The organism is Pseudomonadales bacterium (genome assembly GCA_041395665.1).
GTDB lineage: Bacteria > Pseudomonadota > Gammaproteobacteria > Pseudomonadales > UBA7239 > UBA7239.
In genome coordinates, this window is the sequence record JAWLAB010000011.1 from 1 (window position 1) to 25,142 (window position 25,142).

The 25,142-nt window shown below is 45.7% G+C and carries 24 protein-coding genes, 2 tRNA genes and 1 pseudogene; 19 read left to right on the top strand and 8 right to left on the bottom strand.

Annotated features, from left to right (window positions below):
- Window positions 1–109: 109 nt before the first annotated feature.
- The 6 genes from R3E63_10710 to R3E63_10735 all read left to right on the top strand — a co-directional run bounded on the left by R3E63_10710 (window position 110) and on the right by R3E63_10735 (window position 8,139).
- On the top strand, window positions 110–2,086 hold the full coding sequence (locus R3E63_10710) for an acyltransferase family protein (protein MEZ5540391.1): 1,977 nt from the start codon (window positions 110–112) through the stop codon (window positions 2,084–2,086).
- Between the two features lie 315 nt (window positions 2,087–2,401).
- Complete coding sequence (locus R3E63_10715) at window positions 2,402–2,617, top strand: hypothetical protein (protein MEZ5540392.1); 216 nt, start codon at window positions 2,402–2,404, stop codon at window positions 2,615–2,617.
- Between the two features lie 273 nt (window positions 2,618–2,890).
- The gene (locus tag R3E63_10720) at window positions 2,891–3,436 is read left to right on the top strand and encodes an ATP-binding cassette domain-containing protein (protein MEZ5540393.1); all 546 of its coding nucleotides are present in this window, start codon (window positions 2,891–2,893) and stop codon (window positions 3,434–3,436) included.
- Window positions 3,437–3,629: 193 nt separating this feature from the next.
- On the top strand, window positions 3,630–4,415 hold the full coding sequence (locus tag R3E63_10725; GenBank protein MEZ5540394.1) for a sulfotransferase: 786 nt from the start codon (window positions 3,630–3,632) through the stop codon (window positions 4,413–4,415).
- A 3-nt stretch (window positions 4,416–4,418) separates the two neighbouring features.
- Window positions 4,419–5,924 (top strand): hypothetical protein, encoded by a 1,506-nt coding sequence (locus R3E63_10730; GenBank protein ID MEZ5540395.1) that lies wholly within the window; start codon window positions 4,419–4,421, stop codon window positions 5,922–5,924.
- Entirely contained in the window at window positions 5,917–8,139 is a 2,223-nt protein-coding gene (locus tag R3E63_10735) for a glycosyltransferase (protein ID MEZ5540396.1), read from the top strand. The genes R3E63_10730 and R3E63_10735 overlap by 8 nt, the downstream gene beginning before the upstream one ends.
- On the opposite strand, the gene R3E63_10740 is transcribed toward R3E63_10735, so the two are convergent.
- From R3E63_10740 to R3E63_10765, 6 genes are read right to left on the bottom strand one after another with little or no spacing between them, the layout of a single operon-like run.
- A complete protein-coding gene (locus R3E63_10740) occupies window positions 8,117–8,875 on the bottom strand; it encodes a 2OG-Fe(II) oxygenase (GenBank protein ID MEZ5540397.1) in 759 nt (252 codons plus the stop codon). The two genes, R3E63_10735 and R3E63_10740, sit on opposite strands and share 23 nt — an antisense overlap.
- On the bottom strand, window positions 8,872–9,381 hold the full coding sequence (locus R3E63_10745) for a hypothetical protein (protein MEZ5540398.1): 510 nt from the start codon (window positions 9,379–9,381) through the stop codon (window positions 8,872–8,874). Before R3E63_10745 ends, R3E63_10740 begins: the two co-directional genes overlap by 4 nt.
- 9 nt (window positions 9,382–9,390) lie before the next feature.
- The gene (locus R3E63_10750) at window positions 9,391–10,365 is read right to left on the bottom strand and encodes a sulfotransferase (protein MEZ5540399.1); all 975 of its coding nucleotides are present in this window, start codon (window positions 10,363–10,365) and stop codon (window positions 9,391–9,393) included.
- A 6-nt stretch (window positions 10,366–10,371) separates the two neighbouring features.
- Window positions 10,372–11,169, bottom strand: a complete 798-nt coding sequence (locus tag R3E63_10755) for a class I SAM-dependent methyltransferase (GenBank protein MEZ5540400.1) — start codon at window positions 11,167–11,169, stop codon at window positions 10,372–10,374.
- 22 nt (window positions 11,170–11,191) lie between these two features.
- Window positions 11,192–12,190 carry a glycosyltransferase gene (locus R3E63_10760; protein ID MEZ5540401.1) on the bottom strand — a complete coding sequence of 333 codons (999 nt, stop codon included), beginning with the start codon at window positions 12,188–12,190 and terminating at the stop codon, window positions 11,192–11,194.
- The gene (locus R3E63_10765; GenBank protein MEZ5540402.1) at window positions 12,187–13,209 is read right to left on the bottom strand and encodes a glycosyltransferase; all 1,023 of its coding nucleotides are present in this window, start codon (window positions 13,207–13,209) and stop codon (window positions 12,187–12,189) included. Before R3E63_10765 ends, R3E63_10760 begins: the two co-directional genes overlap by 4 nt.
- Before the next feature lie 88 nt (window positions 13,210–13,297).
- On the opposite strand from R3E63_10765, the gene R3E63_10770 reads away from it, so the two are divergent.
- The 13 genes and pseudogenes from R3E63_10770 (at window position 13,298) to R3E63_10830 (ending at window position 23,645) form a co-directional block, all read left to right on the top strand.
- Entirely contained in the window at window positions 13,298–14,551 is a 1,254-nt protein-coding gene (locus R3E63_10770; protein ID MEZ5540403.1) for an SGNH/GDSL hydrolase family protein, read from the top strand.
- 63 nt (window positions 14,552–14,614) lie between these two features.
- Window positions 14,615–14,690: transfer RNA gene (locus tag R3E63_10775), tRNA-Val, on the top strand.
- A 35-nt stretch (window positions 14,691–14,725) separates the two neighbouring features.
- Window positions 14,726–14,802, top strand: a tRNA-Asp gene (locus tag R3E63_10780).
- 122 nt (window positions 14,803–14,924) lie between these two features.
- Window positions 14,925–16,997, top strand: coding sequence for a TonB-dependent receptor (locus R3E63_10785; GenBank protein ID MEZ5540404.1), 2,073 nt, complete (start codon window positions 14,925–14,927; stop codon window positions 16,995–16,997).
- A gap of 3 nt (window positions 16,998–17,000) precedes the next feature.
- The gene (locus tag R3E63_10790; GenBank protein MEZ5540405.1) at window positions 17,001–18,227 is read left to right on the top strand and encodes a sialidase family protein; all 1,227 of its coding nucleotides are present in this window, start codon (window positions 17,001–17,003) and stop codon (window positions 18,225–18,227) included.
- Complete coding sequence (locus R3E63_10795) at window positions 18,227–18,700, top strand: TlpA disulfide reductase family protein (GenBank protein MEZ5540406.1); 474 nt, start codon at window positions 18,227–18,229, stop codon at window positions 18,698–18,700. The genes R3E63_10790 and R3E63_10795 overlap by 1 nt, the downstream gene beginning before the upstream one ends.
- A 75-nt stretch (window positions 18,701–18,775) precedes the next feature.
- The gene (locus tag R3E63_10800) at window positions 18,776–19,762 is read left to right on the top strand and encodes an SDR family NAD(P)-dependent oxidoreductase (GenBank protein ID MEZ5540407.1); all 987 of its coding nucleotides are present in this window, start codon (window positions 18,776–18,778) and stop codon (window positions 19,760–19,762) included.
- An 8-nt stretch (window positions 19,763–19,770) separates the two neighbouring features.
- Window positions 19,771–20,731: pseudogene (gene trpS, locus R3E63_10805) on the top strand (tryptophan--tRNA ligase).
- Between the two features lie 81 nt (window positions 20,732–20,812).
- A complete protein-coding gene (locus tag R3E63_10810) occupies window positions 20,813–21,061 on the top strand; it encodes a radical SAM protein (GenBank protein ID MEZ5540408.1) in 249 nt (82 codons plus the stop codon).
- 37 nt (window positions 21,062–21,098) lie between these two features.
- Entirely contained in the window at window positions 21,099–21,851 is a 753-nt protein-coding gene (locus R3E63_10815) for an SPASM domain-containing protein (GenBank protein MEZ5540409.1), read from the top strand.
- 7 nt (window positions 21,852–21,858) lie between these two features.
- Entirely contained in the window at window positions 21,859–22,680 is an 822-nt protein-coding gene (locus R3E63_10820; protein MEZ5540410.1) for a phytanoyl-CoA dioxygenase family protein, read from the top strand.
- A 40-nt stretch (window positions 22,681–22,720) separates the two neighbouring features.
- A complete protein-coding gene (locus R3E63_10825; GenBank protein ID MEZ5540411.1) occupies window positions 22,721–23,065 on the top strand; it encodes a hypothetical protein in 345 nt (114 codons plus the stop codon).
- Window positions 23,066–23,081: 16 nt separating this feature from the next.
- Window positions 23,082–23,645, top strand: coding sequence for a DUF1285 domain-containing protein (locus R3E63_10830; GenBank protein ID MEZ5540412.1), 564 nt, complete (start codon window positions 23,082–23,084; stop codon window positions 23,643–23,645).
- Window positions 23,646–23,667: 22 nt separating this feature from the next.
- On the opposite strand, the gene trxB is transcribed toward R3E63_10830, so the two are convergent.
- A complete protein-coding gene (gene trxB / locus R3E63_10835) occupies window positions 23,668–24,621 on the bottom strand; it encodes a thioredoxin-disulfide reductase (GenBank protein MEZ5540413.1) in 954 nt (317 codons plus the stop codon).
- 100 nt (window positions 24,622–24,721) lie between these two features.
- The coding region (locus R3E63_10840; GenBank protein ID MEZ5540414.1) for a GGDEF domain-containing protein at window positions 24,722–25,142 on the bottom strand (421 nt) is incomplete at its 5' end.

Sequence of the window (25,142 nt, forward strand, 5' to 3'; positions counted from 1 at the left end):
TAAGAAAATCTTCGATAAGTGCGGGAAAATAAACGCTGTACTGAGTAAAATTCTGCAAGTTATGCGTATTATTTCTTGGATTATTGCTTAGACATTTTTTAAGGAAAACATGAGTATCAATAGCCCCTCGGTTGAAGCTTCTCAGCGTAAATTTCGCCAAGATATTAATGCTCTTCGTGCATGGGCGGTTATATCGGTTGTTTTGTATCACTTTGGTGCTTTAGGTTTTTCTGGTGGCTTTTTAGGCGTTGATATTTTTTTCGTTATCTCTGGCTTTTTAATGACTGGAATTATTGTTTCAGGTCTTGAGACGCAGAAATTCTCGATCTTCACTTTTTATTTTGCCCGTGTTAAACGCATTATTCCAGCACTGATAGTGCTTTGCCTTGTTCTTCTGTTTCTAGGTTGGTTTTTGCTGGCGCCAGATGACTATGCAACGCTGGCTAAACATGTAAAAGATTCTCTTTTATTTGTATCAAATGAAACCTACAGGAAGGAATCGGGCTATTTTGACTCTCTTTCACATGAAAAATGGCTGCTTCATACATGGTCGTTGTCTGTGGAGTGGCAGTTTTATTTGTTGCTACCTTTAGTTCTTTCTGGAGCATGGCTAGTTAAAAAAAGTAGGAGGTGGTTGCTCCTAGTTGTTGTGATACTTCTCTTGTATTCATTGATTGTCTGCATTAACAAAACATATAGCGCGCCTACAAAGGCCTTTTACCTTATTAAGTATCGATACTGGGAAATGCTTGCTGGTGGCGTAGCCTTTTTCTTATCTGACTATATTCGTCGAGTTCCAATCATTTATCGTAATGCTTTATATCTACTATCTTTAGTTTGTATATCTGTTCCTGTTTTTTTTATCACAAAAGACAGTGCGTGGCCGGGGTATTTAGCGTTAATACCAGTGTTAGGTGCAGCAGGATTTATTTTAAGTGAACGTAACAATAGCTCTTTTATTAATAACGCTATCGTTGTTTGGGCTGGTGAGCGCTCTTATTCAATTTACTTATGGCATTGGCCAGTTGTAGTTTTATTAGATTACTTCCAGCTGCTTTCGAATAATTTGTACGTATTTGTAGGCGTGTTGACTTCATTCTTTTTGGCAGAGCTTTCCTATAAATTCGTCGAGATGCCCTTTAGAGCTAAGGCTAAGTTGAATATTTGGAGGCTGCCAATACTTATTGTTGCTGCGGGGTTATTGGTTTGTACTCTGGCCGCTATTGTTATCCATTACGGCGGTGTACCAAAGAGAGTTGATCAACAAGTAGTCAAAATAGCTGCCGAGAAAAATAATATAGATAGAGGAAATTTGAATTGCATTTTTGGAGATGATAAGGCGAAAGGCCCATCATTTTGCGAATACGGTCAAGGTGAAGTAAAAGCTGTTGTTTTAGGTGATAGCCATGCAGCTGCAATTGCAGGAGGTGTGCATGCCGCGTTGCCCAATGCAACAGGAAAAGTCTTGTTACTATCAAGAGCTGCGTGTCCTTTTATTCGCGGAGCCACCGCTAAAATTGATCAGAATTGTGATGTGTTCTGGGCGGGAGCACTCGAGAAATTAAAAGCTGTTTCCCCTAACGTGCCGGTGGTCTTGATAGAGCGGTCATCACTATATGCAATGGGAGCCAATGAAGGGGTGGTTGGTACGGGTAAAGTGAAGCCCCCTATATTTTTTGATAAACCTTTTGATTACCCCGCGCCGGAGTTTTTAGAGCAATTTCGTCAGCACTCTCTCGATACACTGTGTGAAGTGGCAAAGAATCGAAAATTGTATTGGTTAAAACCCATCCCAGAATTAAAGATTAATGTGCCTCAGGCAATGGCGCGTACCAAAATGCGTGGTATTGAGAAGCGTGTGGGGATAACGCGTACTGAATATGCTGCGAGACACGACTTTATTCTGTCTGTTATGAAGCAGGCACAGCAAGAATGCGGAGTTGTTGTATTGGATCCACTTCCCTATCTCTGCGATGAGCAAGCTTGTTACGGAGATAAGGATGGCTTCCCTGTTTATTTCGACGATGATCACCTGAGTCGTTTTGGTAATAGGCTGTTAGTGCCTTTATTTCAGGAGATTTTTTAAAATGAAGCTATTGGTAGCTGTGTGGCTGTCTGGATATTTGAATGAAGTTGCGACAGTGCTTTGAGCTAGTTGAGTACCGCGCGCTGGCTGAGTTGCGACGCGGCGCATCGGGTCTGTATCTCGGTATGTTTTGGTGGGTTTTGGAGCTGTTGTTGTATATGGCGGTATTTTATGTTGTGTTTGGTATGGGTCTAAAAAGGAGGTGTCGACTTTGTTTTCTACCTTTTGTGTGGGTTAATTCCTTGGAAGTGGTTAGACAGTACAGTAAGGACTGCATCAGGCGTTATCTTATCTAGCGTGGGTTTAATGAGGCAGGTGTATTTCCCTAAATGGCTATTGCCGGCATACATTGTTGTTGCGAATACTTACAAATTTTTTATCGTCCTTTTTCTGCTGGTTGTTTCCTTGCTGGCACTGGGTTTCTATCCAACAGGCTCTTGGATATTTTTACCTTTATTGGTTGCGGTGCAGTTTTTACTGGTGCTTGGTATGTCTCTTGCCGCAGCAGCGATCGTTCCGATTGGTACCTGATTTGAAATATGCCATTCAATATGGAATGACAATGCTCTTCTTTTTGTCAGGCGTATTTTTGATATCTCAGATTTGGCAGAACCTGTTAGATCATGGTTGTTGTGGGTGCCAACCGTGCAGATGATTGAAGCATATAGAGATTTGCTTTTACACGACCAGATACTCAATGAAGTGGCAGTTTCGAGAATTTTATTTTCTGCCGCTGCCTTTGGGGGGGTAGGAGTATTTCTTCTTGCTTATTTCGATAGATACTACCCTAGGATTGTTAAGTAGATGGACAAGGTAGCATTAAGTGTCGAAGGAGTAAGTTTCTCGTACAACGCGCGTAGTATTTTGCGACGCAAAGAAAAACTAATTCTAGATAATGTTAGTTTTCAAATTATGCGTGGAGAGGTCTTAGGTGTAATCGGAAAAAATGGGTCTGGTAAAAGCACCCTGATGCAAGTTGTTGCGGGTGTTGTGAACGCCGATACAGGTAAGATTGTTTCAAATGCTCAGAAAATTCAGTTGTTATCCCTGCAGGTTGGTTTTATTCAAGAGCTGACAGGCAGAGAAAATGCAATACTTAGCTCGTTATTGTTGGGCATGCACCGCAAGGATATAGAGAAAAATATGGATCAAGTTGTAGCCTTTGCAGAGTTGGATGAGTTCATTGATAAGCCATTGAATACTTATTCCTCGGGCATGAGGGCTAGGTTGGGGTTTTCTGTGGCATGCCAAGCCGACCCAGATATTCTGCTAATTGATGAAGCCTTTAGTGTTGGTGACGCCAGTTTCAGAAAGAAGAGCAGAGCGATTATAAGGCCGTATGCAGACTAGCGGTCTTTTGTTTTGATTAGGCATAGTGAGTCGATGTTAAGGGAGCATTGTGAGCGCTGCCTTTGGTTGGATGCAGGCAAAGTAGTGATGGTCGATAAAACAGAAAAAGTACTGGAAGCGTATGCTGCCGCTTAGAGCGGAGTGAGGCATAATCGCCCAGTTAAATAAAGGCTTTGAACAGTTGGAGATTGGTATGAGTGGCAGTGGGTTACAGGTAGCGTATGGTTCGGACAACACGCCTTTTTTTATATTGGGTTGTGTTAGGTCAGGGACCACTTTGTTGCGCGATATTCTTAGGGCGCACCCAAGATTAGAGTCGCCGGAGGAGACGCATTTTTTTCGTTGGGCAGATCCTTATGCCAGCCCGAGATATGAACGCAACTATGTCGGTGTAAAGCTGTTTAAAAATCATAGGGATCTGGATGGTGTAAGTGATTTTAATTTTGAGTCGTCAAGGCAGATGGCTAAAAACAGAAAAGACATTTCTGATTTTTATGGAAAACACTTTCTCCAAGCTAAAAATAATATCGATGGGCGATGGTTTGATAAAACCCCGCAAAATATTTATGGAATTTTATTGTTGGGATATATGTATCCGACAGCAAAATTTTTACATATTTACAGAAACCCCCTTAATGTCGTTTCGAGCTTGAAAGAAGGGCGAGTGATGGCTAAGCATGACTTGAAGGGCGGAATTAATTATTGGACGGAGTCCATGATTATGATTAATGAATATAAAAAAATGCCTGGAGCTGCAAGTCGGTTTTTGGAAATCAAATATGAAGAGTTGGTGGCTAACCCTAAGCCAGAAGTGTCAAAAATATTTCAATTTGTAAATGAAGACCCTGATCTAATGGACTATTCAAAAATTAGCACTCATAAAGAAAAGGATAAATATAAGAAAAATCTTTCTGATACAGAGGTGCATTATGTCAAGCAGTTGTGTGAGCCATTTTTTTCGCAGTATGGATACAAATAAATAATGAGCGCCAGCGGAAAAATTGTTTTTGTTCTTGGTATGCACAGGAGCGGAACATCGGTAACTGCTGAGTTAGTGAGTAATTTAGGTTATGTCGTTCCTGGTTCATCTTTAGATAAGATTGGAGCGATCAACGGTAGAGGTTTTTGGGAATCTAAAGAAGTCGTTGATATAAATGAGCGATTATTGGCCGCGGCGCGATTGAAATGGTTTCATGTGTGTCCTGTCGGGCATTTTTTGAAAGCGGTATCTCCAGATGTCTTGCAGGAAATTTCGTATGAGATCAGAGAATTTATTGCTAAAGAAATAAAACTTCACGGCGGTTTGGTTATCAAAGACCCCCGGCTGTGTATTTTATTGCCGGTGTGGCTCGATGCTATCAAGGGGAGCGATTACGAAACGAAAACAATCTATATAAATAGGCATCCTGCAACAGTGGCAAGCTCTTTGCGAGAAAGAGATGGTTTTTCGCTGTTTTCAGGACATTTATTATGGATGCACTACTTTTTCTCAGTGTTTGATCGACAAGAAAAAGGTGAAATACTGTACTTAACTTACGAAGGATTGTTGGCTGACCACTCGCAGGGTGTGGCGTTGTCAGATTTTCTTTCTGCCGATTATATGAGTGAAACAAAGTGGTCTGAAACAGTTGATCACAGTTTAAGACGGAATTTCGATACTGATTTCCCTGATAATGGCTATGTGTATAACTTGGCAAAAGATGCGTACACGGCTTTTTCGCATGGGTCTGTGTTGAACGGCGCAGATAGTATTATTTACTTCAGCCAAGGGTTTGAAAGTTTTGTTTTTAAAAATAATGACTTTGTTTATGCGTTGAATGAATCGAATAACAATATTTCTGGGCTTAGGGCAAATATTAATGCCATTGGCGATATGCATACCTATGCGCTTAATGTAGTAAAAGAGAAAGATGACGCTATCGCAAGATTAAGTGCCGATATGTCGAACCTTCATGGTGGACTGCAAGAAAATGCAGCCTATATTTCTGAGTGTGAAGGTAGGATATTTAACCTCGAGTTCTCTCTATCTGGTTATACTGCGTTGCGTAAACGCGTGCATGATCTTGAGAATGCTCTCTCACTGAAAGATAGTGAGCTATCTAAAAAAATTACTGAAATAGATGAAAAAACGACAGAGTTAACTGCTGCTAGTCGAGCGCTGGATATCTTGCGTCAAAAAATTAAGCAGCTAGAGCTGTTGTTGGAGCAAAAAAGCAAAGAGCTAGCTGATGATAAGAAAAAAATATTGGCAGCAGAAGAGAGAATATTTGATCTCGACAGCTTGTTTGTTTCTCAAAGAGAGAACTATTTGTCAGCGTTGGAAGTGGTTGACGATTTAGAGCGCAAAGTATCGTCTAAAAATGAAGAGTTCTTTTTGTTGGCGGATGATTTGACTGCTGCTCAAGAGCGTTTAGACAGTTTGTTGTCGTCTAAAATCGTTCGTATGGTTGATCGGTATAAATCAAAAGGAGGGGTGAGAGGTGATTGATATAATTATTCCCGTCTATGATGGCTTTGATGAAACAAAAAGATGCATTCAGTCAGTATTGGATAATAAAAATTCGACGAGTTTTAATGTTCTTGTTATAGAAGACTGTTCTCCCAATACAGAAATTAAAAGCTACTTGCAGGGGTTGTCGGCTACAGGCCTGATAGAGCTGCATGTCAATACGATTAACAAAGGGTTTGTTGGAACGGTCAACTTAGGCATGAGCTTGCATGTCGATCGTGATGTTATCCTGCTGAACAGCGATACGGAAGTTGCTAATGATTGGCTGGATAGAATGGCTGATCACGCAGCAAAAAATCCAACAGTAGCGACAATCACGCCATTTTCAAACAATGCTGAAATTTGTAGCTTTCCTCGGTACTGCCAGCCGAATGCATTGTTTTCTGGTAAATCAGTTGCGGAAGTTGATGCTGTATTTTCTGAATTACCCGCTAGCTTGGTGGATGTGCCAACGGGTGTTGGCTTCTGTATGTATATCCGTCGTGAAGCATTAAATGATGTTGGTATGTTCGACGAAAAGGCATTTGGTCGCGGATATGGTGAAGAGAACGACTTTTGTCGTCGTGCGGCAGCTTTAGGTTGGCGCAATGTTACTTGCACGAATGTATTTGTTTTTCATGATGGAGGCGTGAGCTTTTCATCTGAAAAGGCTGAGCGCGTTCAAAACGCCATGACAATTCTGGATAAAAAATATCCGGATTATCATCGACTCGTGCATGAGCATTTGAAGAAAGATCCAGAGCGACCTTTTCGAGTGATGGCGCAGTTGAAATTACTGCGGCAATCAGGAAAGCCCAAATATCTATTTATTGCGCATGGTTTGGGTGGCGGTGTTATCAAACATTTGCAAGAACTTGCCGACCATGTGGCGGAAGGTGTTGAGTGTTTGGTGCTCAAGCCAGTAGAAGGCGCGGTGGTTGAGTTGAGCTGTCACAGCGGGGATTATTGCTGGCAGTTGTTTTTTAATTTAAATGATGAATACGAGCACTTATTAAGTACTCTGCAATCATTGTCTGTTGAGCGAATTCATTTGCACCATGTTATGGGTGTTGCTGATGACATTCTTGAACTGATTAATGACCTTGCTGTTCCGTTTGATGTCACACTTCACGATTACTACTTTGCGAGCGCTAACCCTACATTAACCGATTGCCATGGCGTATTTGCTGAGGAGGCTGAATCGCGCGATCAACTTTGTGCGGAGAGTTATCCTTTACCGCATCAAATGTGCATCAATGAATGGAGAGAAAAATTTTCTCAGTTGTTATCTCGTGCTAGCAGAATTATTTCACCTTCGCAGCGCTGCAAAGATGTGTATTTGGAGTATTTTCCAGAGTTATCTATTGATGTGGTCTTTCACCCAGAGTGGGAACAGTCACAGCCGTACCCTCATCCTGCAATGCCCGTGATTGCTGCCAATGATCAACTCAAAGTTTTAGTGATCGGCGCGATGAGTCGGGAAAAAGGGGCGGATGTTTTAGAAAGAACAGCCACTTACCGCGATGCGCTTGATCGTTTGCAATACCATTTAGTGGGGTATGCCTATAAACCTCTTGCTCCTGAAGTTGTACAGCACGGTGCTTATGACGATAAAACTCTCGATCAATTGATTGAAGGTTTGAAACCGCATGTAATTTGGTTTCCTGCACAGTGGCATGAAACTTATTGCTATACCCTGAGTGCGGCACTGCGTAGCGGCTTACCGATTTTATCAACGGATTTGGGCTCTTTTCCTGAGCGCCTAGAAGGGCGCCCTTTAAGTTTTATCAAGCCGTGGCGCACAACGCCGATTGAATGGAACGACACACTTTTGCAAATTAGAGAGCTGCTGATTGCCAACCAAAATAATATAGAAGCAACTTGTGAGTGGTGTCAGCCTGCTATAGAAGAAAGTAATTTTTTATACAGCAGGGATTACATCGTGCCAGTGGAGAAGGACGCTGCCGTAGCGGTGGCTGGAGCATTGCCCTCATTGAAGCAACTTTCTCATTGGTGCTATCAGCCTCAGTCACCCAATCGCGCGCTTAACCTAGATACACGCGAAAAAATGTTATTGGCTTTGATTCACCTGCGTGAAAAAACTGGTGTGCGTCATGCATTACGCTTTGTGCCTTTTGCTTGGCAGCGTAAAGTAAAGCGATGGTTCAGTCATCGACCGATACACGATGTCGTTAACGAGCAGGTGCCTCGCTAATATCTTGCCAAAGCGTTTTATGGGGGCTTGAGTCTTCATTCTCCGGTCGCCCCATCGTGTAGTAGTACTGCGCAATCGATTTGCGAGACTGCCCTGGTGGACAAGTGAGCGGATGAGGGTGGCCGTGAAAGCTATCACGCTGTGTGGAAAAAATAACACAACGCCCAGCAATCGGTGAAATTTTTTTGACGCAGCGACTCATATCGCGCTCCCATAATTCCAAATGCCCGCCCCAGTCATCCTGCCAATCTTCGTTGAGATAAATCAGAATATTTAAACGGCGATCTAAATCAAAATGTGGGTGCTTGTTGAAGTCTGCATGAATCATTAACAAGCCATCACGCAGTGTTTCATGCACGCCGCCACCTGCAAAATGTGGATCGGGGATGAGGCTAGTAATACCGGTGAGTTGTTCAAGAAATGCAATAAAAGGCGCAGAGTTGAGCTCCCAATATAAATGGCGAATGATCGAGTGAACGCCCGCTTGATTCGATAGCCAGAGTTTATTAGGCTGGGGGAATTTTCCAGATTCCAGCATGGCTTGCGTGGGTTTTTCTCTCAATTCGGGAAAGTGTTTGAGAAACTGTGCAACAGTTTCGGTGTTAATGAAGTCATCAATGGCAATGTGCGAAAAAGGATGCGCTTGCTGATAAGCCTTTGCCTGTTCGTCGGCGATTTGTTGAAGCTTGTTGTAATCAAGTAAAGGTGTAATACCGGCCATCACAGGGTCGCTCATTTTTTCTTAGGTTGATGTTGCCAATAGCAAAATTGCAAAACATTCTCTTGTAGGGGGAATTGTCTGGTATTGATGATCAATTTTGCTCCGCCTGAATCTAAATCAATATGAAGTACCAGTGTTGGTGTGGCTGCTGCATCGTTTTTATTTGAGCTTTGATAAGGTTTGCTATTTTTTAGCGAGAGAAAGCTATATCGACAATGAGTGTCGGGTAGAAGGTTGTCGAGCAGCGTAATGTTCTCCAAGAGCCTAATCATGATGCCGCTCTGCAGCTCCCATAAACATTGCCTGCTGATAGGAGAAAGATGGCTTTGTAAATATGTATTAGGGCACTCGGAAAATATTGCTTGATCTTGCAGCAAAGCCTCTCTCAAGTTAGTTAGATTTTCTGGGCGAATAAATTGTTCGATCAACAAACTATTATTCGCATCAATGCCTCGCCCTGTGTAATGAGCGCGCATATGTCCGTAGCTAAAGAGAGCTTTGTGAGAGTCTTCTGCTGACATAGCGTTAAGTCACTTGATCTCTGCCGATTTTTCTACAATTTCGTAGCCGTGCTTCTCCAGTTGCAGCCCCGTCAGTGCTTGTAGGCGTGCATTGCTTGCCGAGAATTTTCCCTTAAATGCAGAGGCGACGGTTTGATGGAAGTCATCTTCAAACCATGTTTGTGTAAAGTTGGGGAAAGGGTTCTGCTTGCTGTTTTTGATGCTTTGCTGAGTGCGTTCTTCCGTTGATGCAAGCGGTCCTATGTAGTTAAAAGGCGTGGATAGCAGGCAGTTCTTGATGCGCTGCCAGTAAATATTGATAAGTGGTTGATTTTTGTTGAGCTGTTTTTTCCACGGTAGCTTGTTGAAATTTGGTGTTGGCGCGCAGTTTGCGTGAGTCAAGATTTGTGTCACGAATGCCTGCGGGTTTTCAGCAAAAGCTTCATAAGGAAGGACGAGAACATTGTCTTTGCCATACAGCTCTTGATAGTAGGCAGTGGCTAAATCAAAACAAAAAAAATCAGTATTGAATTGTGGGACAAGCGAAGTATCTTTAGGATTGAGCAGGCGTTTGATGCTGTGCGGCATACCCCATAACACCATGGTTTTGTAAAGTGAGCGCATCAAGCTGCGTTGTTCGCGCACAATAAAAAGAATTTTTGCTTGCGGGAATAAAATTTTTAAGCGATCTGCATTTTGTTTGGCATTGAAGCCGCCGCAGTAGTAATTGCCAATCAGTGCCTCGGCGCTGCACACAGGAACAAGTGCTTGATGATTCGGTGTAGTGCGCAGCGTTTCATCGATAAATGTGTGACATGCGCTTTCGTCAAATACAAAAGGGCTGGGGTCGATGACGCTGATTGTCGTGCGCAGAGAATCAAGAATATTGATAAACCCCTGTTCGGGTTTGAACAAAAATTTTTGCAGCCATGAGGACATCGCTTTGGGGAAGCCAATATGGATCAGTGGCTGTGCCATGCCGTGTGCTTGGTGGTCAAAAGCCATGACGACTTATGTTCCTGTGGATGAAGCAGTGGGGTTATTTTTAGTGGCTTCTTCTTGCTGTAATTTCTTCTGCTGTTGCAGGCGTTCTTGGCGTGTAATTTTGCGTTTGTATTCATGAAACTTAGCAGCGTGTGCATAAAAGGCGCGTAATTGTTCGTGAGTCGCTTGGTCGTTACTGAATAACATTTTTAGGAGATCATTTTCTGGTGCTGTGCCGCCTGCTTTGCGTAGCACACCCAGTCCAAACCCTTGTTTGAAGGTGAAGGTGTTGTACTGTGGTGCGATTTCTTCCCAGAATTTCCAAGCGCCAAAATCCATCATGCGTGCTTGAATGTCGTGAAAAATAATCACGCCACCCGGTTTTACTTTGGGATACCAGTTGCAGAAATCCTCAGAGACAGCTTCGTAAGTGTGTAAGCCATCAATGTGTAATAGATCGATAGATTCATCACTGAAATGTGTCAGCGCATCGTTAAACAGCATGCGCATTAAATACGCGATGGAGGCATAACGGTTGCGCGCGTGTTTTTGTACGGCTTCAAAAGTGGCATTGTCGTACGCGCCGGTGTGTTCATCTCCCGCCCATGTGTCAACGGCGTAGCAGAGGCCGTCAATGTTGTTTTCAGCCATGGATTGGCACAGACAGAAAAACGATGTGCCATTTTGCGTGCCTAATTCAACAACCATTTGTGGGCGCAGCGCGGCAACGAGGTCGTAACCAAAAGGCAAATGATCAACCCATGTACTAAACGCCATGTAATCAGCGGAAAAGTTTCGCAATGAAGGTGGAAGAAATGGCTGCATAATTTTCCTAACGTGTTATGGGTCAATAATCCATTGCTGGTATGTTGGTTTTTCTGTCATCGGGCCACGGTTGCTGCCCATGTCGCTCTAAACGCCCCAGTCTTTTTTTGGATTTTTGGCTGGAAAATTTTAGAAAGCGTTGTGCGTGACTGCCAATCGCGCCTAACAACATTGGCTCGCGACGCAGTGAGTGAAATCCATCGCCCCAGTAACTATGCAGTTGTTTGCGATGGCTTTCCAGTACCTCGGATAAATCCTGCCATTGTGCAGTGGTAATGCCACCATGAAATTGATGAAAGGATCCTTCACCTGCCATCACAAAATAGTGAGCATTGGCTTGGTGTAAGCCCAACTGACGAAACATGTGTAGATTGATGGAGCCGCCGCCCGGCAGTTGAAAATCAGGATTGGCGCCGCCGATGGCATCAAAATGCTGTTTGGCAGCGATAACACAGTTGCACTCCATCAGCGGGTTCATAAAGCCGTTGGGATTAGCGCCGCTGATGGTGGCGATATCAAATAAGCGATAGCCATTGTGTTGCCAGTGCGTTGCTTCCAGCAGTGCCATTTCTGTTTTTTCGTCGTACTGCGCATCGAGATTGTGATGTTGATCTTGCCAGCCCAAGCTGTAGCCGGGCACTGCAATCAACGCTTCGTGATTGGCGCGCATGCCCATCAGTGCGTATTCGACCACGCGTGGCGTAAGCATGCGTGCGCCGTCGACCATCAGGCAAATATGGCTGCTTGTTGCTTGGCTTAATCCAAAATTGATTGCGCCCACTGGCGATTGACTGCTTTCTTGGCGCAGAAAATAGCGAAAGTTTTTTCCTAGCGCGTAAACTTCTTGTTCGGCGAGATTGTTTTTTGATGCGTTTTCAACAACGATCACTTCGTAGTCGTCTTCATGGATGTTGCGTTGATAGCTTGCCGACAAACTGTATAGCGTATTCATCGCTTGTCGCGGCATGTTGTAGGCCACGACAATAAAAGAGATTTTAGGTTTGCTGTTTTTTTGAATCATCGTGGATCAAACTTGGTAATGTCTTCGGAGTCTCTTTGGTAATAGAACGCTGTTCTATTCCAATCATCTTGGCAAAATACGCGGCTTTTTTCATGCAGGCGGTTGTAGCGAATTTGCCCGCGCACACTGCTGTAATGCAGAAAATTTTGCGCATGGCTATTGGCAGAGCCAATGAGCAGTGGTTCGCGTTCCAGAGCGGGGAATCGCCCTCCCCAAAGGGTTTCCAGCTGCTCTCGAAATTGCTTGAGTGCTTGATCTCGGTTCTGCGTATCTTGTTGCGAGGTGGTCACACCACCATGCAACTGATGAAAAGAGCCTTCGCCGACCATCATCCAATAATGTTTGCATTGCTCTAGCATGCCGATGGAGCGGAACATATGTAAGTTGAGTGAGCCGCCGCCTGCGTATTGAAATTGTGTATCGGCATAACCAATCGCAGCAAAATTGTTTTTTGAAGTGAAGTAGCAGTTGCTTTCCATGAATGGTTGAAAGATACCGCGCGGATTGGCTTCGCCTAAGTTGCAAATATCAAACAGTCGATAACCGTTTTTTTGCCATTGTGTTTGTGCCAATAGCTGTTTTTCTGTTTCTTCATCGTATTGATTGTCGATGTTTTGATAATGCAGAAAAGGACCGAGATTAAAAGTCGGAGCAGCTACTAAAGGATTGGCAGATGTGCGTGCAACGGCGAGTGCGTATTCCACGATTCGAGGTGTGACGATGCGTGCACCATCAATGATCAAACCAATGAATGGTGCTTGGGCGTGATGAAAGCCTTCGTTGATCGCGTACACGGGCGAGACAGATGTTTCCTGTCGAGGAAAATAGCGGAAATTATTTCCTAGGGCGGTGACAGATTCAGCATGCAGTGAATCATCAGACAGGTTTTCCATCACCAATACTTCGTAATCAGCTTCACAGACATTGCGTTGGTACTGCGCAGACAAGCTGTACAGCGTGTTCATCGCTTGGCGTGACATGCGGTAGACGACAACGATGATGGAGAGCTTGGGATTCATGCAATTAGCGAGCTGTGGTATCTGTGAATAGTAGCGAGGCTGGGAGTGTTTTGCGATACTCCCAAGGCTTATATCGCAGGCTTTTGCTATGCAGAAAAAAATCTATTCCGTATTCATCAATACAATCTTATTTTTAGCGGTATCCCTATTGGTGTATGGCGCGATGGAATGGGCATTCCCTCGCGTATTTACGAAAATTTTTCCGATGAATATGGCAACCAAGTTTGATGAGTTTGACGGTGTGTGGCCGTTATTCCAAAGCTCAAAGCGTAGCTATCTCCCAAAAAACTACATTGCTCTGGCGGGTGACTCTTACGCGATGGGAATGGGGGATGCCATGTACGAGCCTATACCCAATGCGCGCGAGCCTCGTTTTGGTAGTGCTCACACAATCCAAGATATGACGGCGCGTGATGTCATCACTTTTGGTCAGCCAGGCTCGGGCAGTATTCGTGGTGCTATCAGTAACCCCATCAGCGGGCTGAGATATTTGCACAGCGCGGTTGATAAAAATTTTCCATCACCAGCGTGGCTATTGATTTATTTTTACGAAGGCAATGATTTGACAGAAAACTGGATGTATTACGAGCAAACTTTTCTGACAAACCATACAGCGGTAGATTATGAAAATCCCCAAGTGTTTGACCAGTATATTCAGGATGTCGCGCTAGGCCGCCAGCGCCTTTATTTGGCGGCCAATGCTGTCACATGGCAGAAGCAGTTGTTTTTCTACCGGTTTGCACGCCGCATATTCGCTGAAACAATGCTAGGAAAGAAATTTTACAGGGGGAAATACCCTAATGAGCTGGGTTTGATTTATATCCCGCAATCGAGATGGGTACCTCGCAAAGTGGATCAGCCAATCAACCATGCATTAATTGGCGGAAAAACAGTGCCTTTGCCCAATAATTTGCAGGGGCCTTCGATGGATTTATCACAAGAGCAGTTGGTGCAAACAGTCGGCACCTTTGCAAAATCATTGGCATGGAGTCGTGCACATTTTCCTGATACGCAATTTGCGGTTGTGTTTGTCCCATCGGTACTGTCGTCGTATCAATTGGTTGGCGATAATGTGGATGCACAAAATTTCTTTAGCGATAACAGCACTCAATTTAAGGTGGCTGAATTAGAGCAACGCCATCAGTGGATTGAAAAAGAAATTGCTCGCGTGGCAAAAGAGCAGGGTGTGCCTTTTGTGAATACGACAAGTGATATTCGGGCGGCTGCTCAGGATGAAACAGTTCATGGTCCACGCGATTGGAATCATTTCAGTCGCAAAGGATATGAGGTGCTAGGGCAATCAGTGGTGCGTCAATTGCCGTCGTTAAAAGCGGAAAAATAAGAGAAATAAATAGAATCTGTTTGACAGGGCAGGGCAATCCGTTAGAATGCGCCCTCCCGAAACGGGTGGTTAGCTCAGCTGGGAGAGCATCGCCCTTACAAGGCGAGGGTCACAGGTTCGAACCCTGTACCACCCACCAATATTTTGGTGTTCTAGTTTCGGTTTTAAGAAAATGGCCTGGTAGTTCAGTCGGTTAGAATGCCGCCCTGTCACGGCGGAGGTCGAGGGTTCAAGTCCCTTCCAGGTCGCCATTTTCTCCTCCCTTGTATTCCTTTCTCACTCCTGTCCTGCGACATCATGTAGCATTGTTGCGCGTCAAAAAGATGCATATTGTATGCATCTTCAAAATTGCTCTTAAAAGGGTGTCGTGAAAATGCAATCAAAGCGAGCACGCAAAGTAGTGTGGGGTGCGATGTGGTTTGGAGTGCTTGGCTTGATGCAGGCCAATGTTCAAGCCAATACTCAAGATAGTACCGTCGTTGAACTCGAAACAGTTGAAGTCACCGCTTCAGAGGAAAACTTGCCCATCACGGTGGGTGGTTTGGTGGATGCAAAAAACAAAGCACACGAAATCCCGGGCGGCGCCAATGTGGTGGATAGCGAGAGCTACAGTACAGGGCGCGCTTCTACCGTGCAGGATGCGCTGGGCTATTCTCCAGGCGTGTTTGTGCAGCCGCGTTTTGGTGCAGAGGAATCGCGCCTATCGATTCGCGGCTCCGGCATTCAGCGCACTTTTCACATGCGTGGCATCAAATTGATGCAAGACGGTATTCCGCTCAATGTGGCGGATGGCGGTGGCGATTTTCAGGCGATTGAGCCGCTGGCTGCGCGCTATATTGAGGTTTTTCGCGGCGCCAGCGCGCTGGAATACGGTTCAGATACTTTGGGCGGTGCGATCAATTATGTGATGCCCACTGGCTACGACGCAGATCGTTTTCGCCTGCGCGTGGAAACAGGTAGTTTTGATTACAGTCGCGTGATGGCGGCGAGTGGCGGCGTGAATGGTGATGTCGATTACTTCACGAGTTTATCCGCGTATCAGCAAGATGGTTTTCGTGATTGGTCACAACAAAAGAACGCGCGTTTGTTCAGCAATATTGGGTTTCGCATCGCGCCTGATTTGGAAACGCGTTTTTACGCATCGTATGTCAATACCGATTCGCAGTTGCCAGGAAATTTGACGAAAGAGCAATTAGAAGATAATCCCAAGCAAGCCAATAAATTTAGTTTTTCTGGGCGACAAAAACGCGATTTTGAGTTGGCGCGTATTGCCAATCGAACCGTCAAAACACTGGATAACGGGCAGATAGAATTTTCAACCTACTATTCGCAAAAAGAATTGTGGCATCCGATTTATCAAGTGCTTGAGCAGCGTTCGGATGACTACGGCGTAAATGTGCGTTATGTCAACGAGTCACCGCTGGCGGGTCATCGCAATCGTTTTATCGTCGGTATGGAATCGCATTTTGGCGAGATGGACGATGATCGCTTCGTCAATCAAAATGGCCATGCAAGAAAGCGCACTGCAGATTTTGATCAAGAGGTCAGCACTTATTCTCTGTATGGCGAAAATCATTTTTATCTGTTGCCAGAGTTGGCTTTGGTAGCTGGCGTGCAAGCTACGCACACTACGCGCAATCAAGATGATTTATTGAAGGCGAGTGGAACAGATTTGACGCGTGAAAAAAGTTATCAGCGTGTATCTCCCAAGCTGGGGATGATTTATGACGCAACGCCAGACATCCAATTTTTTAGCAATATGAGTAATAGTTTTGAGCCGCCAAGCTTTTCTGAGTTAGCCACAGGCACTGCTGTTTCTCCCGTGTTTGCGGACGCACAACACGCCACCACTTTTGAGGTTGGCAGTCGCGGCGAGCTGGGTATTGCGCAGTGGGATGTTGCACTGTATCGCGCCAATGTGCGCAAAGAATTGCTGGCGCGAATTGATCCGGCCACTGGCGCACCGCTGGGTACGACCAATGCTGATAAAACTGTACACCAAGGTATAGAGGCAGGTTTGAATTTGTCTCTGGGTAATCATTTCGCGTTGAACCAAGTGTATTTGTTCAACGATTTTTATTTTGATGATGATGCAGTGTTTGGTGATAATCGTATTGCTGGTATCCCACGACATTTTTATAAGGCAGAATTGTTGTATCAGGGTAAGAAAGGTTTTTATGCTGGCCCCAATGTGGAGTGGTCGCCTGAAAAATATTATGTGGATCACGCCAATACCGTGTATGCGGATCCTTATGCGCTGCTAGGCTTTAAGTTGGGTGTGAAAAACGAGCGCGGTATTTCATGGTTTGTTGAAGGCAAGAATTTGACGAATCAGAAATATGCAGCAACGACTGGTGTTATTGATAATGCCAACGGTATAGATCAGGCACAGTATTTGCCTGGTGATGGTCGCTCAGTATTTGTTGGTATCGATTTTAGGATGTAGGCGATGTTTAAAAAAATAGCAGCAACCGTGCTTTTATTTGCCTCCTCGTTTCTGGTCAGTGTTAGTGCTTCAGCAGAAAAAGTAGGGCATCAAGTGCACAATATGGAAAAAATGTGGACAGATATGCGCACTAAGCCGGTGGGTATGGCCGTGTCTGTTGCTGCTGATGAAAAAGGCGTGTTGTGGCTGGCGCAAATGCGTGAGGGATTTATTTGGGTGAGTCACTCGAATGATCGCGGTGCACATTTTTCGAATGCGGTAAAAGTGAATGTGGAGAAAGAATCTATTCTCGCGGAAGGACAAAATCGTCCACAAATTATTGTGCGTAATGGTGTGATTGCTGTGGCGTGGTCACAGGCGTTACCGAAGACTTTTGCTAGCAATATTCGTTTTGCTCGCTCAACAGACGGTGGAAAAACTTTTTCTGCGCCGATCACGATCAATGATGTGGATGAAACGGTAGGGCACAGCTTTCCTACAATGACGATGAATGCGCAGGGAAAAATAACATTGGCGTGGATTGATGGGCGCGACAAATCAAAAGTGAGACAAGCGGGTAGGTCTTACGAAGGTAGTGCAATTTATTACGCCAGTTCAAATGATGGTGGTGCCAGTTTTTCTGGTAATAAAAAATTGGCTGATCACACTTGTGAATGCTGTCGTCTTGGTATCACAACAGAAAAAGATGGAACGCCCGTAGTATTCTGGCGACATTTATTTGACGGCGGCGTGCGTGATTTTGCTTTTGCGCGATTAAATGCGTACACATCGATAGTGCGCGCCAGCCAAGACAATTGGCAGATCAATGCTTGCCCACATCACGGCGGCGACATTGCGGTGGGTGCGCAGAGCAAGCTGCATCTTGTGTGGTTTACCGGCAACCCAGAGAAGGCAGGATTGTTTTATCGGCGTTTAGATGGCGAGCATATGACAATCCCGCACGCGTTTGGCAATGTCGATGCGCAAGCCAGTTATCCCACTGTGTTTGCTCAAGATAAAAATGTATATGTAGCGTGGCGCGAGTTTGATGGTCAGCAATATCAGTTGATGGTGGTATCTTCAAACGATCAAGGCCAGCAGTGGTCATCAGCGCGCGCCGTGGCGCAAGCACAAGGCAATGCTGATTTGCCGATGTTTATTGTTAATGCGCAAGAGCCGCTGTTGGTTTGGAATGATGCCGCGCAAGGTGTGCGTATCTTTGATCTGCAAGCTGTGCCGGTGAAAAAATAATGTATCGCTTTTTATTGGTGGTTTTATTGCTGATTAGCTGCTCGGCTAATGCTGGCTCGGTGCAGCCCTTTGTTGTCGGCAGCATGAAACAAATAGAGCAGAAATATGAGGGCAAACCTTTTGTATTGGTGCTGTGGTCGCTGAGCTGTGCGTACTGTCCTAAAGAACTCAAAATGTTGGGTGAGTTAAAGCAAAAAAATCCGTCGATGAATGTGGTGCTGCTCGCCTCGGATACACCAGAGCAATCGCCAGAGATTGAGCAACAATTGAAAGACTATGGCCTGGGCAGTGCGGATCAGTGGGTGTTTGCCGATGCCATGCCTGAGCGACTGCGCTTTGAGGTGGATCGCCGTTGGTATGGCGAAGTGCCGCGCACTTATTTTTATGATGCAGCGCATCAGCGCCAAGTCAAAATGGGTGTGGTTGATCGCGCTTTTGTCGAGGCGTGGTTACGACAGATAAAACTGCAATAACAGGCATCGGGGATTGCTCTTGCTTCCCATCTTCTCTACAGTTTCGTGCTCTTTCATTGCGCAAGGCTGTTTGCCATGACCACTCCTTCTGGTGCAGAAAAAACAACGACGGATGTGATTGCAGGTATTGATCTGCAGGGCAAAGTTGCTCTGGTCACTGGCGCAAGCAGTGGCTTGGGTTTGGAAACAGTGCGCACGCTGTTGAGTGCTGGCGCTCGCGTCATTATGGCGGCGCGCCCTGGCGAGAAATTAGAGAAAGCTTTTGCTGTAGTGCAAAAAGATTTTCCGCAAGCGGTTGTTGATGCAGTGCCCTTGGAGCTGACCGATTTTGCCAGTGTGCGCGCTTGCGCTGAGCGTGTGAATCAACTCACCAATAAATTGGATTTGCTGATCAATAATGCCGGCATCATGGCTGTGCCTTTTGCGCGCACGCCAGCGGGTTGCGAATCACAATTTGGCACCAATCATATCGGACATTTTTTGTTAACCAATTTGCTGGTGCCTTTGTTGCTTGAAGCGAAACAAGCGCGCGTTGTCAATTTAAGCTCTGGTGGTCACAAACATTGCGCGATTGATTTTGATGATGTGCATTGGCAAACACGTGGGTACAACAAATGGGGTGCCTACGGCCAATCAAAAACGGCGAATGCGTTGTTTACAGTGGCTTTGCAAAATCGTTTAGGCACAAAAGGTGTGAGCGTGTTTGCTGTACACCCCGGTGTAATTCCTACCGATCTCGGTCGTCATTTAACTGAAGATGACATCAAGGCCTTAATGAGTAGCCAGTCATTGGGTGGTGAGAAAAAAGAATCCGGAGGCACTAGTCGCGGCAAATTGGTGCTGAAAACCATTCCACAAGGCGCGGCCACTTCTGTGTGGGCCGCTACTTCGCCATCATTGAATGGTAAAGGTGGTTTGTATTTGGAAGATTGCGCCATCGCAGAAGAAGTGCCTGTCGGTGTGGCGGAGCACGGTTATTATGCGTGGGCGGTTGATCCTGTGGCTGCAGAAAAATTGTGGCAAGCATCAGAAAAAATTGTTGAACAAACTTTTTCTTGGTAAATCTTTTTATGAAAACTGTTTTAACGGGTATCACTACCACCGGCACGCCGCATTTGGGTAATTATGTGGGTGCGATTCGTCCGGCGATTCGTGCGAGTCAGCAGCAGGGTAGTCGAGCATTTTATTTTCTGGCGGATTACCACGCGCTGATTAAATGCCATGAGCCAGAGCATGTGCATCGCTCGACTTTAGAGATTGCCGCTACTTGGTTGGCATTGGGTTTGGATACGGACAACGCGACTTTCTACCGCCAGTCGGATGTGCCAGAAATTACCGAGCTCGCGTGGCTGCTCTCTTGTATGACGGCTAAAGGTTTGATGAATCGCGCGCATGCTTACAAAGCGGCTGTGCAGGCTAATGAGGAAGGAGAAGACCTCGACCTCGATAAAGGCATCACCATGGGCTTGTTCAGTTACCCCGTGTTGATGGCGGCGGATATTTTGATGTTTGGTGCGACCCATGTACCGGTGGGCAAAGATCAAATTCAGCATGTTGAGATGGCACGCGATATCGCGCAGCGTTTTAATCATCATTTTGGTGAGTTGTTTGTCCTGCCTGAGGCGGTTGTGGATGAGCAAGTGGCTGTATTGCAGGGCTTGGATGGCCGCAAGATGAGCAAGAGCTATGGCAATACCATCCCCTTGTTTTTGCCGCCTAAACAATTGCAAAGCATCAATAAAATTGTGACCAATTTGTTGGAGCCGGGGCAGCCGAAAGATCCCGATACCTCCACGGTGTTTCAAGTGTGGCGCGCATTCGCTACGCCGCAGCAGGACGGCCAGACATGCGCCGCGAGTTTGAGCGGGCATTGCATGGGTGAGGCCAAGAAGCGGCTGTGTGCCCTGATCGATGCGGAAATTGCTGAGGCGCGCGAGCGCTACGAGCAGTTACTGGCTAATCCAGCACAGGTTGAGGCCGAGTTACAATGCAAGGGCGCGCAAAAGCGAGGCTATTGCGCAGCCATTTATGGCGCGTGCGCAATGCGGTGGGCATTCGCCCCTTGGCGTGAGCTTGTGCTAGGCTGAACCCAAAGCCGCTCGGTACTTGGCAATGAATATCAAACGACTAGCGCTGGATGTGGAGCTGACCAACCGCTGCAACGCGTTGTGTCACTTCTGTCCGCGCGACAAAACCCCTGAACAGGGGTTTATGAGCGAAGCCGTGTTTAAGCAAGCTGTTCTGCGCGCGCAAGAAGAAGGATTAACCGTGATGCTCACGGGTCAGGCTGAATCACTCATTCATCCCGATTTTGAAAAATATGTTGCTTATCTCGCAGCGCAAAAATTCCGTTTGCAATGACAACCAATGCGCTTTATTAACACCAGAGCGCTCTGCTTTGTTATTGGATAGTGGAATATCGCGCATCACTTTTAGTGTCAGTGATCTTGAAGACGATTACGAAGAAGTCTACAACTTGGATTACGCCACCATGCGTAACCATGTAGCAGCTTTTATGGCACAAAATGAGCAGCGAGAAGCTTCACGACGCTCTGAGGTATGGATCAGTATTGTGGAGCACGATATCAATCGTGAACATATTCCTGCAATGCGGGAATACTGGGAGTCACAGGGCGTGACAGGTGTTTATGTCTATCGCCAAATTACACGAGGAGGTGCCTGTGAAACAGGGCACTACTTTTTGCGTAGTGATAAATACCGTGTAGAAGCAGAAGCGTTGATGGCAGCGAAAGGTGTTTCAACGCTGTGCAGTTTGGCATTTATTTTTCCTTTTGTTGGTTGGAACGGTCAGTACTATGTTTGTTGCAGTGATTATGAAAAAGTGACTCCGCTTGGGTCTGTATTTGATTTTAGCGTTTCGGAAATGGATGAAATAAAAATGCGAAGTATCATTCACGGAAACTCTGCGTGTCTAAAGTGTAATTATGATCCCATTAATGTTGTGCGTGAGGCGATGTTTGAGGTTGAACACGGTGAGGCACCCAAGTCTCGTATAGCAAATAGAATTGCTATCATGAAAAAAGATCAGCAACAGTATCCGGGCCTGTATAAAGAGGTTAATTGGAAAAGTTATATGGCCGAGGACTCTCTCGCTACACCACTGCCATCATTGATTGCAGTACAAAGGTAGTCTATCCATGTTTCAGTTGAGCGAGGCGCAAAAGAAGTTCTTTGACACATTTGGTTATCTTGTCTTGAAAGGGCTTTTTTCTAAGGAAGCTCAGTTAATTTCTGATGCGTTTGACCGAACAATGGCACAACACAATAACGATGCGATTGATTGGAACCATAGAGCGCACGGCAATGAAAGTCGTATCTTTATGGCACAGTTTATTGACCGTGATGAGTACCTGAGTTCTTTGCTGGATGATGAAAGGATTCTTGGTATTTATAAGGGGTTGTTGGGTGATGATTTTAATTATCGCGGTAGTGACGCCAATATTTTTCAATGCAGTACTTGCTGGCATTCGGATACATACGGAGCATTGCTGAAATATCGCAATGTAAAGCTGGCGTTCTATTTGGAGCCGCTTACAGAAAAAACTGGTTGTTTTAGAGTGCTTCCCGGAAGCCAGCATTTTGGTGATAAGTTCTCAAATAAGTTGCAGTCTTTCTTAAATAAAGGCGATAGCCTCTTTGATGATTTGGGGTTGCGTGATGATGAGATTCCCGCGCAAATCATTCCCACGGAACCTGGTGATGTGTTGGTGTTTGATTTCAGAGTAAAGCACGCCACCTGTTTTGGTGGGGATCACACTCGCCGTATGTTTACGATGTGTGCAGCTGAAAAAATTAAGGATGAAGATATTCCTCTTTTTCGCCAGAAGATTGCTGATGCGGGGAAGTGGGGTATTAAGTCTTATTACGGCGATGCAATGCTGCGTACGGCAAGTAGAGAAAGGATGGTGCATTTACAGCAGTGCCTTGACAATGAAGATGCCTTGTTAAAAGGATGTTAGTTGTTACAGTTTTATACGCTATTAATAGGTGAGGTTTTATATGGTTGATAGTCATGCCCATCATGCGGGGTCTGCTCAGCACGACAAAGCGGCAGGCCGCCCAGTCATCGTGCTGACGCGCATTACTCCTGATGCAAATCATTTCGAAAAATTAAAAAGTGTTGTCGAAACATGGAAGCGGTTTCTTCAGCCTATGTCTGGCTATGAAGGGATCGATATAGCCTGCTGTACACCGGATCAGATTGTCTGGATTGAAAGTTGGAACACAAAAGCGGAGCTGGATGCTTTCAATCGAGATCATTTGGCATTCGCTAACTTCATATCTGATTTTTTTGAATGTGCTAAAAGCGCCCCGCGCCGTGATGTGTACAGAAAGCTGCTTTGATGGGCAATGATTCAGCATGACAACAAATTCGGTTGATAGCTTTTTATCTTTTGCAGGAACATTGAAAGATAAAAAGTTGCCGCCTGTGGAGTCATGGAATCCCACGCATTGTGGTGATATTGACATTCGTATCGCACGCAACGGCAGTTGGTATCACGAAGGGCGAATCTTTAAACGCGATGCGCTAGTGAAGTTGCTGTCATCCATTCTAAAAAAAGAGGGTGAGGATTACTTTCTGGTGTCACCCGTGGAGAAGATGCGCATTCAAGTGGAAGATGTGCCATTTATTGCTGTGGAAATGCAGCAGGAGCATCTAGCTGGGCAGCCGCCTGCATTATTTTTTCGCACCTTGACGGATGATGTGGTGCGTTTAGACGCAGAACACCCGCTTCGTGTGTATACAGATGCGATCAGCGGGGAGCCGCGTCCGTATATTCTCGTGCGCAATGGCATGGAGGCGCGCATTCATCGCCCTGTGTTCTATGAGATGGTGGAGTTGGGGCGTGAGTTAGTTCGTGATAGCCAAGCACATTGGGTTATCGACAGCGCAGGCGAGGTGTTCGACCTCGGTGCGCTGTAATACCTTTTGTAAAACAAAAAAACTATTTCGATAACATATCCAAATACTTTTCCGCATCCAGTGCTGCCATACAGCCAGAGCCTGCTGAAGTAATGGCTTGACGATAAATATGATCAGCAACATCGCCTGCTGCAAAAACGCCTTCAATGCTAGTTTGCGTTGCATTACCGTTAGAACCGCCATGTATTTTTAGATAGCCGTCTTGCATCGCTAGTTGGTTTGCAAAAATATCGGTGTTAGGTTTGTGGCCAATTGCGATAAATACACCGCTGAGATCGATATTTTTTGTGCTGCCATCTTGTGTGCTTTTCACGCGTACGCCGTTCACGCCTTTGTTGTCGCCCAAGACTTCGTCCAGCGTGTGATTCCACAAAATAGTGATGTTGCCGGTCGCGGCTTTATCGAGCAGATGTTGCTGTAGAATTTTTTCTGCTTTCAAACTATCGCGTCGGTGAATCAAAGTGACATGGCTGGCGATATTGGAAAGGTACAGCGCTTCTTCCACTGCAGTATTGCCGCCACCAATAACGGCAACTTTTTGATCGCGATAGAAAAAACCATCGCAAGTTGCGCAAGCGGAAACACCTTGTCCCATGAACGCTTGTTCGGAGGGTAAGCCGAGATATTGTGCGGATGCGCCGGTGGCAATAATCAGCGCGTCGCAAGTGTATGTTTCGTTGCCCACTAATTTGAAAGGGCGCTGTTGCAAATCGCATTCGTGAATGTGATCAAACATAATCTCGGTGGCGAAGCGCTCGGCGTGTTGTTGCATGCGCACCATCAAATCGGGGCCTTGCAAGCCGTGTACATCACCGGGCCAGTTATCGACTTCAGTGGTGGTAGTGAGCTGGCCGCCTTGTTGCATACCGGTGATGAGCACAGGCTTCAGGTTGGCGCGTGCGGCGTAAATGGCAGCGGTGTAACCAGCAGGGCCAGAGCCAAGGATGATTAAACGGTGGTGTTGTGGCGTGCTCATGGACGCAAAATCTCCAGTGGGAATGCGTAAGAAAAAGAGGGAGTAACGAGGCCGGTCATGATAGGTGAGCGGCGGAGGCGAGACAATCTAAGGCTCACTTTCAGTGAGGGGTATTGCAGCTTTGCCGGTCGTTAAATGCGCTGATTTGTGTGTTGGAGAAAGTTTCACGAGCCTTACTGCGGTACATGGCTTGATCCGCGTTGTGCATCAAAATTTCAGTGGTTGCGCCATCGTCAGGATAGATAGCAATGCCGATACTGGCACTGACCAGCACATTGCCATTCCCTGTTTGTACTGGCTCGCTCAATGCCTCCGCGAGCCGTTCGGCCAGTATGGCGGGCTGACGCGTATTGATAATCTCCGGTAGCAAGATGGCGAATTCATCACCGCCGATGCGGCAAGCGGTATCGGTATCGCGAATCAAGTTACACAGCCTGCCAGCTACTTGTTGTAGGAGTGCGTCGCCTGCGCAGTGTCCTAGTGTGTCATTCACTTGTTTGAATTGATTGAGGTCGAGCATT

Excerpts from the sequence above, each read along its gene's own strand:
- R3E63_10760 (MEZ5540401.1), bottom strand. The coding sequence starts at position 12,190 with ATGATTCAAAAAAACAGCAAACCTAAAATCTCTTTTATTGTCGTGGCC.
- R3E63_10810 (MEZ5540408.1), top strand. The coding sequence starts at position 20,813 with ATGAATATCAAACGACTAGCGCTGGATGTGGAGCTGACCAACCGCTGC.
- R3E63_10820 (MEZ5540410.1), top strand. The coding sequence starts at position 21,859 with ATGTTTCAGTTGAGCGAGGCGCAAAAGAAGTTCTTTGACACATTTGGT.
- R3E63_10790 (MEZ5540405.1), top strand. The coding sequence starts at position 17,001 with ATGTTTAAAAAAATAGCAGCAACCGTGCTTTTATTTGCCTCCTCGTTT.
- R3E63_10745 (MEZ5540398.1), bottom strand. The coding sequence starts at position 9,381 with ATGTCAGCAGAAGACTCTCACAAAGCTCTCTTTAGCTACGGACATATG.
- R3E63_10740 (MEZ5540397.1), bottom strand. The coding sequence starts at position 8,875 with ATGAGCGACCCTGTGATGGCCGGTATTACACCTTTACTTGATTACAAC.
- R3E63_10730 (MEZ5540395.1), top strand. The coding sequence starts at position 4,419 with ATGAGCGCCAGCGGAAAAATTGTTTTTGTTCTTGGTATGCACAGGAGC.
- R3E63_10765 (MEZ5540402.1), bottom strand. The coding sequence starts at position 13,209 with ATGAATCCCAAGCTCTCCATCATCGTTGTCGTCTACCGCATGTCACGC.
- R3E63_10785 (MEZ5540404.1), top strand. The coding sequence starts at position 14,925 with ATGCAATCAAAGCGAGCACGCAAAGTAGTGTGGGGTGCGATGTGGTTT.
- R3E63_10795 (MEZ5540406.1), top strand. The coding sequence starts at position 18,227 with ATGTATCGCTTTTTATTGGTGGTTTTATTGCTGATTAGCTGCTCGGCT.
- R3E63_10755 (MEZ5540400.1), bottom strand. The coding sequence starts at position 11,169 with ATGCAGCCATTTCTTCCACCTTCATTGCGAAACTTTTCCGCTGATTAC.
- R3E63_10710 (MEZ5540391.1), top strand. The coding sequence starts at position 110 with ATGAGTATCAATAGCCCCTCGGTTGAAGCTTCTCAGCGTAAATTTCGC.
- trxB (MEZ5540413.1), bottom strand. The coding sequence starts at position 24,621 with ATGAGCACGCCACAACACCACCGTTTAATCATCCTTGGCTCTGGCCCT.
- R3E63_10770 (MEZ5540403.1), top strand. The coding sequence starts at position 13,298 with ATGCAGAAAAAAATCTATTCCGTATTCATCAATACAATCTTATTTTTA.
- R3E63_10750 (MEZ5540399.1), bottom strand. The coding sequence starts at position 10,365 with ATGGCTTTTGACCACCAAGCACACGGCATGGCACAGCCACTGATCCAT.
- R3E63_10830 (MEZ5540412.1), top strand. The coding sequence starts at position 23,082 with ATGACAACAAATTCGGTTGATAGCTTTTTATCTTTTGCAGGAACATTG.
- R3E63_10720 (MEZ5540393.1), top strand. The coding sequence starts at position 2,891 with ATGGACAAGGTAGCATTAAGTGTCGAAGGAGTAAGTTTCTCGTACAAC.
- R3E63_10800 (MEZ5540407.1), top strand. The coding sequence starts at position 18,776 with ATGACCACTCCTTCTGGTGCAGAAAAAACAACGACGGATGTGATTGCA.
- R3E63_10725 (MEZ5540394.1), top strand. The coding sequence starts at position 3,630 with ATGAGTGGCAGTGGGTTACAGGTAGCGTATGGTTCGGACAACACGCCT.
- R3E63_10825 (MEZ5540411.1), top strand. The coding sequence starts at position 22,721 with ATGGTTGATAGTCATGCCCATCATGCGGGGTCTGCTCAGCACGACAAA.